The 14,808-nt window shown below is 57.8% G+C and carries 11 protein-coding genes; 2 read left to right on the top strand and 9 right to left on the bottom strand.

Annotated elements, in window-relative coordinates:
- Positions 1-78: 78 nt before the first annotated feature.
- Positions 79-1,278 (bottom strand): NnrS family protein, encoded by a 1,200-nt coding sequence (locus ACIQW9_RS04160; RefSeq protein ID WP_402333304.1) that lies wholly within the window; start codon positions 1,276-1,278, stop codon positions 79-81.
- Between the two features lie 278 nt (positions 1,279-1,556).
- Here ACIQW9_RS04160 and ACIQW9_RS04155 point away from each other — a divergent pair, with 278 nt between their 5' ends.
- Together ACIQW9_RS04155 and ACIQW9_RS04150 are read left to right on the top strand one after the other, a co-directional pair.
- On the top strand, positions 1,557-3,497 hold the full coding sequence (locus tag ACIQW9_RS04155; protein WP_402333302.1) for a type IV pili methyl-accepting chemotaxis transducer N-terminal domain-containing protein: 1,941 nt from the start codon (positions 1,557-1,559) through the stop codon (positions 3,495-3,497).
- Positions 3,498-3,524: 27 nt separating this feature from the next.
- Entirely contained in the window at positions 3,525-4,232 is a 708-nt protein-coding gene (locus ACIQW9_RS04150) for a response regulator (RefSeq protein ID WP_402333299.1), read from the top strand.
- Positions 4,233-4,361: 129 nt separating this feature from the next.
- Here ACIQW9_RS04150 and ACIQW9_RS04145 read toward each other — a convergent pair whose 3' ends face one another.
- The 8 genes from ACIQW9_RS04145 to ACIQW9_RS04110 all read right to left on the bottom strand — a co-directional run bounded on the left by ACIQW9_RS04145 (position 4,362) and on the right by ACIQW9_RS04110 (position 14,604).
- Positions 4,362-4,622, bottom strand: a complete 261-nt coding sequence (locus ACIQW9_RS04145) for a heavy-metal-associated domain-containing protein (RefSeq protein ID WP_402333297.1) — start codon at positions 4,620-4,622, stop codon at positions 4,362-4,364.
- Positions 4,623-4,642: 20 nt separating this feature from the next.
- Positions 4,643-5,251 (bottom strand): molybdopterin-guanine dinucleotide biosynthesis protein B, encoded by a 609-nt coding sequence (mobB, locus tag ACIQW9_RS04140; RefSeq protein ID WP_402333294.1) that lies wholly within the window; start codon positions 5,249-5,251, stop codon positions 4,643-4,645.
- Positions 5,252-5,425: 174 nt separating this feature from the next.
- The gene (locus tag ACIQW9_RS04135) at positions 5,426-7,042 is read right to left on the bottom strand and encodes a methyl-accepting chemotaxis protein (protein WP_402333291.1); all 1,617 of its coding nucleotides are present in this window, start codon (positions 7,040-7,042) and stop codon (positions 5,426-5,428) included.
- Between the two features lie 43 nt (positions 7,043-7,085).
- Entirely contained in the window at positions 7,086-7,832 is a 747-nt protein-coding gene (locus ACIQW9_RS04130; protein WP_402333289.1) for a peptidylprolyl isomerase, read from the bottom strand.
- A 29-nt stretch (positions 7,833-7,861) separates the two neighbouring features.
- A complete protein-coding gene (gene narI, locus ACIQW9_RS04125; RefSeq protein WP_402333287.1) occupies positions 7,862-8,545 on the bottom strand; it encodes a respiratory nitrate reductase subunit gamma in 684 nt (227 codons plus the stop codon).
- A gap of 52 nt (positions 8,546-8,597) precedes the next feature.
- Positions 8,598-9,260, bottom strand: a complete 663-nt coding sequence (narJ, locus tag ACIQW9_RS04120) for a nitrate reductase molybdenum cofactor assembly chaperone (protein WP_402333283.1) — start codon at positions 9,258-9,260, stop codon at positions 8,598-8,600.
- A 62-nt stretch (positions 9,261-9,322) separates the two neighbouring features.
- Complete coding sequence (gene narH / locus ACIQW9_RS04115) at positions 9,323-10,879, bottom strand: nitrate reductase subunit beta (protein ID WP_402333280.1); 1,557 nt, start codon at positions 10,877-10,879, stop codon at positions 9,323-9,325.
- Positions 10,876-14,604, bottom strand: a complete 3,729-nt coding sequence (locus ACIQW9_RS04110; RefSeq protein ID WP_402333277.1) for a nitrate reductase subunit alpha — start codon at positions 14,602-14,604, stop codon at positions 10,876-10,878. The genes narH and ACIQW9_RS04110 overlap by 4 nt, the downstream gene beginning before the upstream one ends.
- Positions 14,605-14,808 lie beyond the last annotated feature (204 nt).

Raw genomic sequence — 14,808 nt, 5'->3', positions numbered from 1 at the left:
GCAGTGTAGGGAGCCTAAGGTGCAGCGACTTTGATCCACATCAAAATCGCCGTAAAACAGGCCGTATTCTCCGGCCTGTCAGCCTTCCTTGCCGTCTATCCGCGCGCGCAAAAGATACGGCGCGTACACCGCAACGTACAGGATAAAGGCGGCGCTCCAGCAGAGCGTGCTGAAAACCAGTACCGCATCGCGCCAGCCGAACAGTTCGAACGCTGCCGCCACCCGCGCCAGCGCGCCGGCCTGGATCAGCAGATACATGGTCACTTCCGCCGGACCCGCCTTGAGCAGGCGTCCGGTATGGCCGAGCGTCGTGCGCGTCATCATGCCGAGTATCAGTCCGGCCATCGAGCCGACCGTCAATGCGTGGAAGGCGGCACTGACGGGAATCAGATTGACGGCCGCCAGCGCCAGCAGGAAAAAGCCGACAGGAATCCAGCCGTAGGACAGATGCAATATCCACAGCAAAGGCACGCGCACGGTGCGCTGCGGCTGCCAGCCGGCGAGTCGCAGCAGCAGCGCACAGGCCGCCGCAAATGCGAACGCGGCGATAGTCAATGCGGGCGCACCGAATATCCATGTCAGGCTGGCAGCTGCCGTCAGCAGCACCGCAATCAGATCGCGTCGCGTATGCACGATGGGCTTGGTGCCCGGTGCGCCGTTGGCGGTAAACATCGGAATCACGCGTGCACCTATCAGCGATTCGATGATCACGATCAGCAGGATGGCCGCCTGTATGACCAGCATCGGCGATAGCGTCAGCAAACCGTTCACTGCGGCGTGGAACAGCAGATTGCTCAGAGTCAGCAATCCCAGCATCACGATCAGAAACATATTGCGTTTATTGCCGGCGCGCTGCAGCACGCGGAACATCGGCCATGCGGCCAGCGGCAGAAAAGCCAGGTCCATGACGGCGGCCCACAGCGGCGGCGCCCACAGCATGGCGATACGGCCGGCCAGCCAGACGCCGGCCAATGCAGCCAGATGGCCTTTGCGCGGCGTCCACAAACCGGTCCAGGCGCGCATGGCGGTCAACAAGAAACCGACGACCACTGCAATCGCAAAGCCGTACACCATCTCGTGCATATGCCAGAACAGATCGACCCGCGGCATGTGGATCACGCCGAAATACTGCGCAATCCACAAGGGAATGCTGAGCACGGCAAACAGTGCCGCCAGCAGATAGAAAGGACGGAAGCCGAGCTGCCATACCGGCTGCTCGGTGAACGACGCGTGGCGCGGCATGGAAACTTCCGGTTCGTCGATTTTTAAAAGCGTCATGGCGTACTCAATTTGCAAGGAAATGCAACGAGGCCTGCATCGATGATGCGGCTATCGGCATCGCAAACCATCTTACGAACTAGCCTCGCAAAGTTATTTGATGTGGATCAATGTTTGCATAGTATGCGCTGATATATTCAAGATGCGTCAAGACGCGTCAAGCAGCGTCAACCGGCGGCGCTCCACGGAACGATCCGTCCGCTATGGCTCTGTTTCACTCCTAGTACAACGCCGTTTGTCGGTGCCGGTAACAAAGCACTGGAAAGGCCAGACTTGCCATGAATCCGTTTTCCCTGCTGCCGCAACGGCTGTCGAGCAAGATAGTTGCCGTCTTGATAGGCTTTCTGCTGCTTGCCTTATCCGCCATCGGCACCACCCTGATGCTGTCGTGGCAACTCGAAGGCAGTGCTGCCGCCATCAATGAAGCCGGCGGCGTACGCATGCAGAGCTATCGCCTGACCAGCATGCTTGCCCGACTGCTCAATGAGGAAGTCGGGCCGGATGACTTGCGCAACACGGCTGAACAGCAAATGCGCACCATCGACGCCACCTTTGCGCGACTGCAACGCGGTGATCCGCAACGGCCGCTCTACCTGCCGCCCACCAATAACATCCATACCGTCTTTGAACAGGTAGTCGAACGCTGGGACACCGAACTTGAACCGCTGGCACATGCAATCTTGCAAAAAGCACAGCCTGACCGGCGACCCGACTGGGATCGTTATCTGACACAGATAGACGGCTTCGTCGCCGACGTCAACAACCTGGTGCAACTGATAGAACGCGATAGCGAAACCCGCATGTTCTGGCTGCGTTCATGGCAACTGGTGCTGGTGGCGATGGCGCTGATCGGTACCGTGATGATGATTTACCTGATGTTCCTGCTGATTATCCAGCCGGTCACGCGCCTGCAGGAAGGCATGCAGCAGATGAACGGGGAGGAACTCGGCGTACGACTGCCGGTGGAAAGCAAGGATGAGTTCGGCCAGTTGACGCTGGGCTTCAACCAGATGGCCGACCGGCTGGAAACCTCATACAACAACCTGGAAAACCGGGTAAAACAAAAAACTGCAGAGCTGGAAGACCAGAACCGCGAGCTCGCCCTGCTCTACGACAGCGCCGCCTTCCTGCAGCGTCCGCAACCGATGGAAATGCTGTGCGACGGTTTCCTGCAACGCATCACGCAGTATTTTCAGGCCGACGGCGGCTCGGTGCGCGTGCTGGAAGCCGCACGCGACAATCTGCACATGGTGGTGCATCAGGGCATCTCGAAAGAACTGGTGGAATCCGAGCACTGCCTGAAAGTCGGCGATTGCCTGTGCGGCGAAGCGGTCGAAAAAAAGATTTCAATGGTGCACAACCTGCAGCAGATGGATCAGGCGCACGCGCTGCAATGCCATCGTGAAGGATTTGCAACGGTGTCGATTTTTCACATCTATGCGCATGAGCAGCACATAGGATTTTTCAATCTGCATTTTCGCCAGCCCAGAGTGTTCGACAAACATGAACAGGCTTTGCTGGAAGCGCTGGGCAATCTGCTCGGCGTCGCGATTGAAAATATCCGGCTGGCGATGCGCGAACGTGAAATGGCAATTTCGGAAGAGCGCAATCTGGTGGCGCAAGGTTTGCACGACAGCATTGCGCAGGGCCTGACCTTTCTGAATCTACAGGTGCAGATGCTGGACGATTCGCTGCAAAAAGGCCGCCTCAAGGAAATCGCCGAAATCGTGCCGGCACTGCGGGCAGGTGTCAACGAAAGTTACGAAGACATACGTGAACTGCTGCTGAATTTTCGCAGCCGTCTGATCAAGGGCGACCTGATCAATTCACTGCAGACCACGATCGACAAGTTCCGCCGCCAGTCCGGCATTACCGTCAATTTTGTTGCCAGCGGTGATGGCGCACCGCTGCCGTATGAACAACAGCTGCAGATCATGTTCATCGTGCAGGAAGCCTTGTCGAACATACGCAAGCATGCAGCGGCCAGCAAGGTGGAAATCCGCCTGCAGGACAATCAGGATTTCTCCCTCTCCATCCAGGACAACGGCGGCGGCTTCGATGCCGATACCCTGCTGAGCAAGGGAGACAGCCATGTCGGTATCAACATCATGCGCGAACGTGCACAGCGCATACACGCCAGCTTCGAGGTGCACTCCACTCTCTTGCAAGGCACTACCGTACGGCTACAACTCGCGCGCGCACAACGCCGCACCGCCTGACACGACAGATCAACCCGGGAAAATCATATGAGCAATACAGAAAAAAACCAGACGCCGGACACCCTTGTTCCTGCTCCCATCAGCGTATTGCTGATCGACGATCACACCCTGTTCCGCAGCGGCATACGCTCGCTGCTGCAACGCTACCCGGAATTTTCCGTGGTTGGCGAAGCGGCGGACGGCGTGGAAGGCATCAAGCGCGCACGCCAGCTGCAGCCCGATGTGGTGCTGCTGGATCTGAACATGCCGGGCATATCCGGATTGCAGACGCTGCAGCTGATGCTGCAGGATTGTCCGAATACTGCGGTCATCATGCTGACGGTATCGGAAGATGCGGAAGACCTGGGCGTGGCGCTGCAAAGCGGTGCGCGCGGTTACCTGATCAAGAACATCGATGCCGATTACCTGGTGCGCGCAATTCAGCGCGCTGCTGCCGGCGAAGCCGTAGTGGCCGAAGCGATGACGAGCAAGCTGATCGCGCAATTGCAGAGCGCCGGACAACGCACCGAAGTGCGCTCAGAACTGGACAAGCTGACGCCACGCGAAAGAGATATCCTCGCCTGTCTGGCCAGAGGCGAAAGCAACAAACTCATTGCACGTACGCTGGATGTAGCCGACAGCACGGTCAAGATACACGTGCAAAACATCCTGAAGAAACTCAATCTGAGCAGTCGCGTACAGGCAGCCATTTTTGCCGTCGGACACGGTGTTACCGGTTCAGTCGAAAACAAATAAGTCAGGCATGGACTCCGATTCTGAATCGGCCACCGTCAAATAAAAAGCGCCCTTCCCCTGTCGGTGAAAGGCGCTGCTGCAGAACCAGCTGCAAGACGATTTCCTTCCTGCCGGAATCGTTATCTCCTTCTAGGCGTGTGCTCCGCCGCAACCGCCGCAGCAGCCACTCGCCTTCTTCTCCAACGCTTCAATACTGTAGCCGGCGCGTGTCAGCGTGGTCTGCAATTCCTGCAGCGACGTCAGTTCTTCATCGAATTGCACGGTTGCCTTGCTGCCGGCAAGTGAAATGATGATGTCGTTGACGCCCTTGATATTCAACAAGGCATCGTTGATTTTTTCGGCGCATGCTTCGCCTGTCATGCCCTTCAGTTTCATGGTTTCTGTTTGCATCGCATTTCTCTCTGTTTGATCTAATGCATTGATCTTAAATGCGGCACACGGGCATGTGCATGATCTGGATCAAGGTTTGCATCAATGGCAGCCGCCATCCGGTCCCGGGCCATGTGTTTATTTTTATCGATGTAAGCCAGCAGCCATTGCAGCACCTGTTCCGGCTGATTCAGATCCAGCCAGGCCAGTTCACGCGAAAGACCGGCCGGCGCAGGCACATCGCTGGCAACCGCCACCACGTCCGGATTGTCGACATACAGAGCGGCTGGCCGGTGGCTGGGCCGGTATACCTCTATCTTTGGAATCGGCTCCCATTTATAACCTTCGACCAGCGTCAGATCGGCCGGCGCCATGCGCTGCACATGCTCGGCCAGTGTGGGCTCCGGTTCGCCGCGCAATTCATGCATCACTGCAAAACGGAATGGCGACGATACCAACACCTCGATCGCACCGGCAGCACGCGCACGCGCACTATCTTTTTGCTTGTCTTCCAGTACCAGGTCATGGTGACTGTGCTTGATGACATTGACGCGCAAACCGCGCGCGGCGAGTTGCGGCAACAGGTATTCCAGCAGTGTGGTCTTGCCGCTGCCCGACCATCCTGCGATGCCGATGATGTTTGCTGTCATTTCAGTTTCCTTGTGCTTTTATCTCTATCAGGAGGAACATGCTGGCCCTGGACTGCAATCGGCGATTACGCAAAGTCACTATAGCCTGATTGTAGACAAACAGCGTGCGCCTGACTGCTGGCATGACGAGCTAAGGCAACTAGTCATTTCGGACTAATGATTCACGCTCATCGTTTACGTCAGGCGCGGAAGCGTATGGACTGGCATATCAAGCATGTGCGGCAACGTCGCACGTTGTGTCTGAGCCTGCTCAAGTTTGAATACGCTCACGACCTGCACCAGATTGCGGGCCTGTTCCTGCAGCGATCCGGCGGCAGCGGCCGCCTCTTCCACCAGCGCGGCATTCTGCTGTGTGACCTGATCCATCTGGCCGATGGCCTGATTGACCTGTTCTATGCCGGCAGTCTGTTCGCGGCTGGCAATCGTGATTTCGCCCATGATGTCGGTCACCTGTCCTATGCTGGCAACGATCTCGCTCATCGTGCTGCCGGCCTGATCAACCAGCACGGCACCTGCACCGACTTTTTCCAGCGAGTCGTCTATCAAGTTCTTGATTTCCTTCGCGGCCTCGGCCGAACGCTGCGCCAGACTGCGCACCTCAGTGGCAACCACCGCAAAGCCGCGCCCCTGTTCGCCGACGCGCGCAGCTTCCACCGCCGCATTCAGGGCCAGGATATTGGTCTGGAAGGCAATACCGTTGATGACGCCTATGATGTCGCCTATCCTGCCGGCCGATGTGCTGATGGAATCCATCGTCGTGACAACCTGCGCCACCACCGTATTGCCATGCACGGCGATATCGGATGCCGAAACTGCCAACCGGTTCGCTTGCTGCGCATGGTCGGCATTCTGCTTGACCGTCGCAGTGAGTTCCTCCATCGAGGATGCGGTTTCTTCCAGCGAACTGGCCTGCTGTTCGGTGCGCGCCGACAGATCGATATTGCCGGAGGCGATCTGGCCGGAGGCGGCGGCGATGGTATCGGTGGCATGCCGGATCTCGCCTACTCTTTTTGCCAGATTTTGTTGCATGTCTCGCATCGCTGCCAGCAGGCTGCTGCGGTCGCCCTTGCGGATGGTGACGGCTCCCGACAGATCGCCGCCGGCAATGCGGCGCACGATCTGCGCCGCATATTGCGGTTCGCCGCCGAGTTGCGCATAAATGCTGCGTACCAGCAGGAAACCGAGCAGCGTGGCCGCCACCGCGCCGGCCACGAGCACCGTCGTAATGACGTTGCGGATAGTCACATAACGCTGTTGCGCAGCCTCATAGGCCAGGCCGGCTTCGTCTACCTGCAGCTTGCGCAAGGCATCGATGCTGTTGCGTACCGCCGGCACCAGTTTCTGGAACTGCTGCTGCAATTGCACCGCCTGTGCAAGTTCCCCTGCCTGCAATGCGGCGGCAGCCGGGAATAAACCATCCTGCACCATGCGGGCGCGATGAGATGCAAAATTTTCTGCCAGTTTGCGTTCATCGGACAACAGACTGCTGCCCATGTATTCTTTCCATGCCTGCGTGATTTCTGCGGCATTTTTTGCAATCAGCGCAGTCTGGCTGGCGGTCTTTTCCGCATCCGGATCTTGCAGGGCTTCGGACAATGCCAGTCGATTTGCAAGCAGTAGACGATCTATGCGCGAGATTTTTTCCAGTGCCACCGTGCGATTTTGATAAACCTGCTGCAAGTCCTCGTTGGAACGGCCGATGCCGTTCAGACCCAGCAAGCCGACCACCATGCTGATGAGCGCAAGAAGGCCGATGACCAGGCCCAGCCTGGTCTTGAGTGTGATGTTCATTTGTTTTCCAGATGCGACAGCGCCGTCGGACGACGGCGCGAATTTACTGCACCAGCGGCGTTTCCGCACCTTCCAGCGTGACGCCCTGGATATCGGCGCGACCGACCAGTATCTGCAGATACTGATGCACCGCGCGTTGCCACGCCTGCCGCGACAGATGATCGGCAATCTGCGCCTTGACTGCTTCAAAGGGCACGATTTCTCCTGCCACACGACGCACAACCTGCACGATATGCAAGCCGAAGCGCGTTTCCAGCAAGCGGTCGGCCAATTCACCTTCCGGCAGGCGGAAGACCAGCGCCTCGAATTCCGGCACTGTCTGTCCGCGTGTCAGTTGGCCGAGATTGCCCCCCACCGTACCGGAAGCGCAGTTTGAATATTCACGCGCCAGTTCGGCAAAACGTTCCGGATGCACGCGCAGTTCGGCCAGCACCGCTTCACCGGTTTCGCGCAGCAACTCCAGCGGCGCACTAGGCGTCATCTGAAACAGGATATGTCGCGCTTCCACCAGTTCGCCGCTGGTGAAGCGTTGCGGCTGATTGCGATAGAAGGTAGCGCAGACCGCTTCGTCGGCGTCCGGCACGCGCACTTCCTGTGCAAACAAGGCTTCGATGCGCGCATCGTCGCCATCACCGGCGATGGCCAGGCGGTCTGCTTCATGCAGCAGCACGGTACGCAGCACCAGCTCATGCACCGATTGCTTCAATGGATTGGCGGCCTGTTGATGGTGCGGCAATTCCTGTTCGATTGCCGTATCAGGAATCTCTATGCCGTTGACGGATATGCCCATGATCATTTCTCCTGGATATCTAATAACGATTAACGACGGCGCACCAGCTGGAAGGCGCGGCCCAGATAGGTGACGGCGCCGAAGCCGCTCCATACATGCACCAGACGGGTGAACGGGAAAATCACAAACAGCGACATGCCCATGAACAGATGCAGCTTGAAGATCAGCGGTGCATCGGCGATGAATTGCGCCGCTCCGCCGCGCAAGGTAAGGATGTGCTGCGCCCAGTTCATCAGTTGCACCATCACGTGACCGTCGGTGTGCGAGGCTGAGGCATAGATGGAAAACAATCCAAGCAACAGCGTCGCCAGTATCCACAGCATCACGATCTTGTCCTTGAAGGTGGTGACTGCCCGCAGTCTGTCGTTGGCGAAGCGACGCGCCAGCAGGATCAGTATGCCGATCAGGCACAAACCGCCCATCACGCCGCCCGCCACCATCGCGACGATCTGCTTCAGACTGTGCGAAATACCCAGCGCATCCCATACCCAGACCGGCATCAACAGGCCGACTGCATGACCGAAGAACAGGCCGAGTATGCCGACGTGAAACAGAATATTGCCGGTACGCAGGCTGCCCTTATGCAGCAGCTGACTGGATTCCGATTTCCACGTGTACTGTTCGCGGTCGAAGCGTATCAGGCTGCCGAGCAGAAAAATCGCCAGCGCGATATAGGGATAAATCCCGAAGATGAATTGATGCAGGTAACTCATTTGTATCTCCTGTTTGATGCGGGCTGTTTTGATGCGTGCTGTGACGGCACGATCAATCCATGACTGCGGCTGTCGTGCGCGCAGCCGCCTTGGGGTAGAAGTTGACCGGTTGCGGCCCGCCGGCAAAGGTTTTCAGCAAGGGTTCAACGCCATCGACGCCGGGCCCGAAAGTTTCCAGCGCCTCATCCATGTCGCGCACCGGCGGCTCGGACAACTCTTCGGGAGCGACCGGGCTCAAGGATTCCAGCACCGCGAAGATGCCGGCGTACGGACTGCCGCCGGCCGCCAGCTTGCGACCGATGTAGGCCAGCACGTGGATGGCATCGGCCAGCATGTTCAGGGCCTGCTCTTCTTCCAGTTGCGACAGAAATTCGAGAAACAGCGGCACGTAATCCGGCAGGTCGTCGCCGCCCATTTCCAGCCCATGCTTCTTGTATTCCTCCATCAGATCGACCATGGCCTGACCGCGGTCGCGCGATTCGCCGTGGATGTGCTCGAACAGATGCAGCGAATGCGATGGCGTGCGATCGAAAGTGGCAACATAGTTTTGCTGCAGTTCGATCAATTTTTCCTTCTGCAGATAGGCAAACAGCGGCTGCAGGGCCGGTTGCAGCTCCGGCGTATAGGCCAGAATGGCGTCGAGTTCGTCCAGGCTGTCGAGCAGTATCTGTTCCGGATAAAGCAGCAGGGCCGACAGGACTTGATAATGTTTCATGGTGATTCCTTTAAGCTGATATCCCCTCGCCTGCTGGCAGGGCGAGGGGCGGTGCAGGATGCCTATACGCCTTCGGTTTCGCGTTTCTTGCGCGACTTGGGCATGCTGACGAAGATCGCCGAGCCCTGCTTTTTCTTGCCGAACAGAGAAGCATCGGAAACGCCGTCCGAACAGCCGTTGCCGAAGCTGAAGCCGCAGGAACCTTTTTCATTGAAGCTGTCTTCCGCCATTTCCTTGTGGCTGGCCGGGATGACAAAGCGGTCTTCGTAATTGGCGATCGCCATGATGTGATACATGTCTTCTACCTCGGCCTGCGACAAGCCGACCTGCTTCAGCACAGTCAGGTTGACTTCCTTGTCGACCGTCTTGCTGCGCATATAGGCACGCATCGCCAGCATGCGATCGAGCGCATGCACGACCGGCGCTTCCTTGCCTGCGGTCAGCAGATTGGCCAGATATTTCACCGGAATGCGCAAGCTCTTGGTGTCGGGAATGATGCCGTTCAAGCCCATCTTGCCGGACTCGGCTGCGGCCTGAATCGGCGACAGCGGCGGGATGTACCAGACCATGGGCAGCGTGCGGTATTCCGGATGCAGCGGGAACGCTACCTTCCATTCCATCGCCATCTTGTAGACCGGCGATTTGGCAGCCGACTCCAGCCATGAATCGGGTATGCCCTGACGACGCGCTTCTTCGATAATGGCGGGATCGTGCGGATTCAGGAATACGCCGAGTTGCGCTTCGTACAGATCCTGTTCATCCGGCACCGAGGCCGCCGCTTCAATCTTGTCGGCGTCATACAGCAGCACACCGAGGTAGCGGATGCGGCCGACGCAGGTTTCCGAACACACGGTAGGCTGGCCGGCTTCGATACGCGGATAGCAGAACGTGCATTTTTCGGCCTTGCCGGACGACCAGTTGTAATAGATTTTTTTGTATGGGCAGCCGGAGATGCACATGCGCCAGCCCCGGCACTTGTCCTGGTCAATCAGCACGATGCCGTCTTCCTCGCGCTTGTACACCGAGCCCGATGGGCACGATGCAACGCAAGTCGGATTCAGGCAGTGTTCGCACAGGCGCGGCAGATACATCATGAAGGTGTTTTCGAAGGTGCCGTACATCTCCTTCTGCATATTGTCGAACAGCTTGTCCTTGCTGCGCTTGGCAAACTCGCCGCCCAGATCGTCTTCCCAGTTCGGGCCCCATTCGATCTTGTCCATCTTCTTGCCGGTGATGACAGAGATCGGTCTGGCCGTCGGTGGCGTTTCCGACAGTGGCGCATTTTGCAGGCGCTCGTAGTCGAAAGTGAAGGGCTCGTAGTATTCGTCCAGCGCCGGCATGTTCGGATTGGCGAAGATGTTGGCCAGGATTTTAAGACGGCTGCCCTGACGCGGTTCTATCTTGCCGGATGCTGTACGTTTCCAGCCGCCGTTCCACTTGTCCTGGTTTTCCCATTCCTTCGGATAACCGATGCCGGGCTTGGTTTCCACATTGTTGAACCAGGCGTATTCAACGCCGTCGCGACTGGTCCACACGTTTTTGCAGGTGACGGAACAGGTGTGGCAACCGATGCACTTGTCCAGGTTCAGCACCATGCCGATTTGCGCTCTAATTTTCATGCTTCACTCCCTTGCTCTTGTCCTTGCTCCTGTCCTTGCTCTTCGAGCGGACCTTCCAGCCAATCGACTTTTTTCATCTTGCGAACCAGGACGAATTCATCGCGATTCGAGCCGACCGTGCCGTAATAATTGAAGCCGTAAGACAGTTGCGCATAGCCGCCTATCATGTGCGTCGGTTTGGTGACGGTGCGTGTGACCGAGTTGTGGATGCCGCCGCGCTTGCCCGACATTTCCGCTCCCGGCACATTGATGATTTTTTCCTGTGCGTGGTACATCAGGGTCATGCCTTCCGGCACCCGCTGGCTGACGACGGCGCGCGCGGTCAGCGTGCCGTTGACGTTGAACACTTCTATCCAGTCGTTATCGACGATGCCAGCATTCTTCGCGTCGATCTCGGACAGCCATACATGCGGCCCGCCGCGCGACAGCGTGAGCATGCGCAGGTTGTCCGAATAGGTCGAATGGATGCCCCACTTCTGATGCGGCGTAATGAAGTTCAGCGCAATTTCCTTGTTGCCATTCGGTTGCGCGCCCAGCATGGCCGCCGTGGTCTTGGTATTGATCGCCGGTTTGTACACACACAGGCCTTCGCCGAAATCGCGCATCCACAGGTGATCCTGATAGAACTGCTGGCGACCGGTCAGCGTGCGCCATGGGATCATTTCATGCACATTGGTATAGCCGGCGTTGTAGCTGACTTCTTCCGATTCCAGGCCCGACCAGGTGGGTGATGAAATAATCTTGCGCGGTTGCGCCTGCACATCGCGGAAACGTATCGTGTCGTGCTCGCGCGGCAATGCCAGATGCGTATGGTCGCGCCCTGTCATTTTGGACAATGCATCCCATGCCTTGACTGCCACGTGGCCGTTGGTTTCCGGCGCCAGCGACAGAATCATCTCGGCAGCATCGATGGCCGTATCCAGACGCGGCTGGCCTTTCGACACGCCCTCTTCCAGCACCGTGCGGTTGATGCCGCGCAGAACCTCGACTTCGTGTCCGGTTTTCCAGCCTATGCCTTTGCCGCCGTTGCCCAGGCTTTCCAGCAAGGGGCCGACCGAGGTGAACTTCTTGTAAATGTCGCGGTAATTGCGTTCAACCACCGTAAAGTTCGGCATCGTCTTGCCGGGTATCGGTTCGCATTCGCCGGCGCGCCAGTCTTTCGGATCGAAAGGCTGACCGAGTTCACCCGGGGTGTCGTGCATCAGCGGCGTCAGCACCAGATCCTTTTGCGTGCCCAGATATTCGCCGCCGATTTCCGAGAATTTCTCGGCAATGCCTTTATAGATTTCCCAATCCGATTTCGATTGCCACAGCGGTTGCACCGCTTCCGACAAGGGATGGATGAAGGGATGCATGTCGGAGGTATTGAGATCGTCCTTTTCGTACCAGGTCGCGGTCGGCAACACGATGTCGCCGTACAGGCAGGTGGTGGACATGCGGAAGTCCAGCACCACCAGCAAGTCCAGCTTGCCTTCGGCGGCAGGACGCACTTTCACATCCTTGGGCTTGATGCAGTTGTCTTCATCGCTCATCAACGCATTTTGCGTACCGAGCAGGTATTTCAAAAAGTATTCATGCCCCTTGCCCGAGCTACCCAGAATATTCGAGCGCCAGACAAACATATTGCGCGGGAAGTTGGCCGGATTGTCCGGATCGTCGCAGGAGAAATTCAGCTTGCCGGCCTTGATCTGATCCACTGCATATTGCGTGACATCCTGACCAGCCGCTTCTGCCGCACGCGTGACTTCCAGCGGATTGGTTTCCAGTTGCGGCGCCGACGGCAGCCAGCCCATGCGTTCCGATTTGGCGTTGTAATCGAGCAGAGACATCTGCGCAACGCTGCTGTCAGCCGATGGCGACTGGATTTCTTCGGTATGCAGTTTTTCGTGACGCCACTGGCTGGTGTGCGCGTAGAAGAACGAGGTGCCGTTCATCTGCCGCATAGGACGATTCCAGTCGAGTGCAAATGCGAGCGGCGTCCAGCCGGTTTGCGGACGCAGTTTTTCCTGCCCCACGTAATGCGCCCAGCCGCCGCCGCTCTGGCCGACGCAACCGCACATCATCAGCATATTGATGATGCCGCGATAGGTCATGTCCATGTGATACCAGTGGTTCAGCGCCGCGCCGACGATGACCATGCTCTTGCCCTGGGTCTTGTCGGCGTTGTCGGCGAATTCACGCGCCACGGTAATCACGTCGGCGGCCTTCACGCCGGTATGCTTGACTTGCCATGCCGGTGTGTACGGCACATCGTCGTTGAAATCTTTTGCGACATTGCCGCCGCCCAGACCGCGATCGATGCCGTAGTTGGCCATCGTCAAGTCATACACGGTAGCGACGGTGGCGATGCTGCCATCGGCCAGCTGGATTTTCTTGATCGGCACATTGCGCAGCAACATGTCTTCGGCATCCTTGCCGCCGAAATACGGAAAACCGACCGCTGTCACTTCGTCGCTGCAATCGATCAGCGACAGCAAGGGATCGATAGGCTTGCCGCTGGTGCCAGCCTTCTGTTCCAGATTCCATTTGCCGGATTCGCCCCAGCGGAAGCCGATCGAGCCGGCTGGTGCGCTGATGTCGCCGCTGCTTTCATCGATGACCAGGGTTTTCCAGTCCGGGTTGTTGGTTTCGTCCAGATTGTTGGCCAGATGCGAAGCGCGCAGGAAGTAGTCCGGCACCAGCGTGCCATTTTTTTCCTTCAATAAAACCAGCATCGGGAAATCGGTGTACTGCTTGGCGTAGCTGCGGAAGTAGGCGGATTTTCCGGTGGCGTGGTATTCCTTCAGGATCACATGACCCATCGCCATAGCCAGCGCGGCATCGGTACCCTGCTTGGGCGCCAGCCAGATGTCGCCGAACTTGGCCATCTCGCCGAAGTCGGATGAAACGGCAACCGTCTTCGTGCCCTTGTAGCGCACCTCGGTGTAGAAGTGGGCATCCGGCGTGCGCGTCATCGGCACGTTGGAACCCCAGACCATCAGGTAAGTCGAGTTGTACCAGTCGGCCGATTCCGGCACGTCGGTTTGTTCGCCCCACACTTGCGGGCTGGCTGGCGGCAGATCGCAATACCAGTCGTAGAAACTCAAGGCCACGCCGCCGATCAGCGACAGATAGCGCGTGCCGGCTGCATAGCTGACCATCGACATGGCAGGAATCGGCGAAAAGCCGATGATGCGATCCGGGCCGAATTTCTTGACTGTGAACGCATTAGCGGCGGCGATGATTTCATTGACCTCATCCCATTTGGCGCGCACGAAACCGCCCTGTCCGCGCACCGATTTGTATTGCTGCGCGCGTTCCGGATTCTGGCTGATGTATTCCCAGGCCGCGACCGGCGACATCAGCACGCGTGCTGCGCGCCACATTTCCATCAGGCGGCCGCGCACCATCGGATACTTGACGCGCTGCGCCGAGTACACATACCAGGAATAGCTGGCACCACGCGGACAACCGCGCGGCTCATGATTCGGCAGGTCGGGACGGGTACGCGGGTAATCGGTTTGCTGGGTTTCCCACGTGATCAGGCCATTCTTTACATAGACCTTCCAGCTGCAGGAGCCGGTGCAGTTCACGCCGTGCGTGGAACGCACGACCTTGTCGTGCTGCCAGCGCTGGCGATAGGATTTTTCCCAGGTACGGTCTTCATCGACTACCGCGCCGTGACCGTTGGAAAAACTTTCTTGCGGCTTGTTGAAAAATTTCAGACGATCCAGAAAATGACTCATGCTGCCTCCACACGTGCACCGTTATCGATGCTGGAAATAAAAACGTCGCAAAGAATTGCTGTATTGAACGTCGATGCGATGAGTCTATCCAGCGCGGCAAGGCTTGGGTATTAGCAAGAAGTCGGTGCGGCGCTTCGATAAGAACTAAGCCTTCTAGTCCTTTGTGACTATAGGGAGGGCTGTGCGATCTGCGGTATACATAAG

The organism is Herminiimonas sp. NPDC097707 (assembly GCF_044761395.1).
Lineage (GTDB): Bacteria > Pseudomonadota > Gammaproteobacteria > Burkholderiales > Burkholderiaceae_D > Oxalicibacterium.
The sequence above is the reverse complement of the archived record's forward strand: the minus strand, read 5'-3'. Positions and strand labels throughout refer to the sequence as shown.

Bases quoted from the DNA above. Each gene is read 5' to 3' on its own strand.
- ACIQW9_RS04160 (WP_402333304.1), bottom strand. From the start codon at position 1,278: ATGACGCTTTTAAAAATCGACGAACCGGAAGTTTCCATGCCGCGCCAC.
- ACIQW9_RS04155 (WP_402333302.1), top strand. From the start codon at position 1,557: ATGAATCCGTTTTCCCTGCTGCCGCAACGGCTGTCGAGCAAGATAGTT.
- ACIQW9_RS04150 (WP_402333299.1), top strand. From the start codon at position 3,525: ATGAGCAATACAGAAAAAAACCAGACGCCGGACACCCTTGTTCCTGCT.
- ACIQW9_RS04145 (WP_402333297.1), bottom strand. From the start codon at position 4,622: ATGCAAACAGAAACCATGAAACTGAAGGGCATGACAGGCGAAGCATGC.
- mobB (WP_402333294.1), bottom strand. From the start codon at position 5,251: ATGACAGCAAACATCATCGGCATCGCAGGATGGTCGGGCAGCGGCAAG.
- ACIQW9_RS04135 (WP_402333291.1), bottom strand. From the start codon at position 7,042: ATGAACATCACACTCAAGACCAGGCTGGGCCTGGTCATCGGCCTTCTT.
- ACIQW9_RS04130 (WP_402333289.1), bottom strand. From the start codon at position 7,832: ATGGGCATATCCGTCAACGGCATAGAGATTCCTGATACGGCAATCGAA.
- narI (WP_402333287.1), bottom strand. From the start codon at position 8,545: ATGAGTTACCTGCATCAATTCATCTTCGGGATTTATCCCTATATCGCG.
- narJ (WP_402333283.1), bottom strand. From the start codon at position 9,260: ATGAAACATTATCAAGTCCTGTCGGCCCTGCTGCTTTATCCGGAACAG.
- narH (WP_402333280.1), bottom strand. From the start codon at position 10,879: ATGAAAATTAGAGCGCAAATCGGCATGGTGCTGAACCTGGACAAGTGC.
- ACIQW9_RS04110 (WP_402333277.1), bottom strand. From the start codon at position 14,604: ATGAGTCATTTTCTGGATCGTCTGAAATTTTTCAACAAGCCGCAAGAA.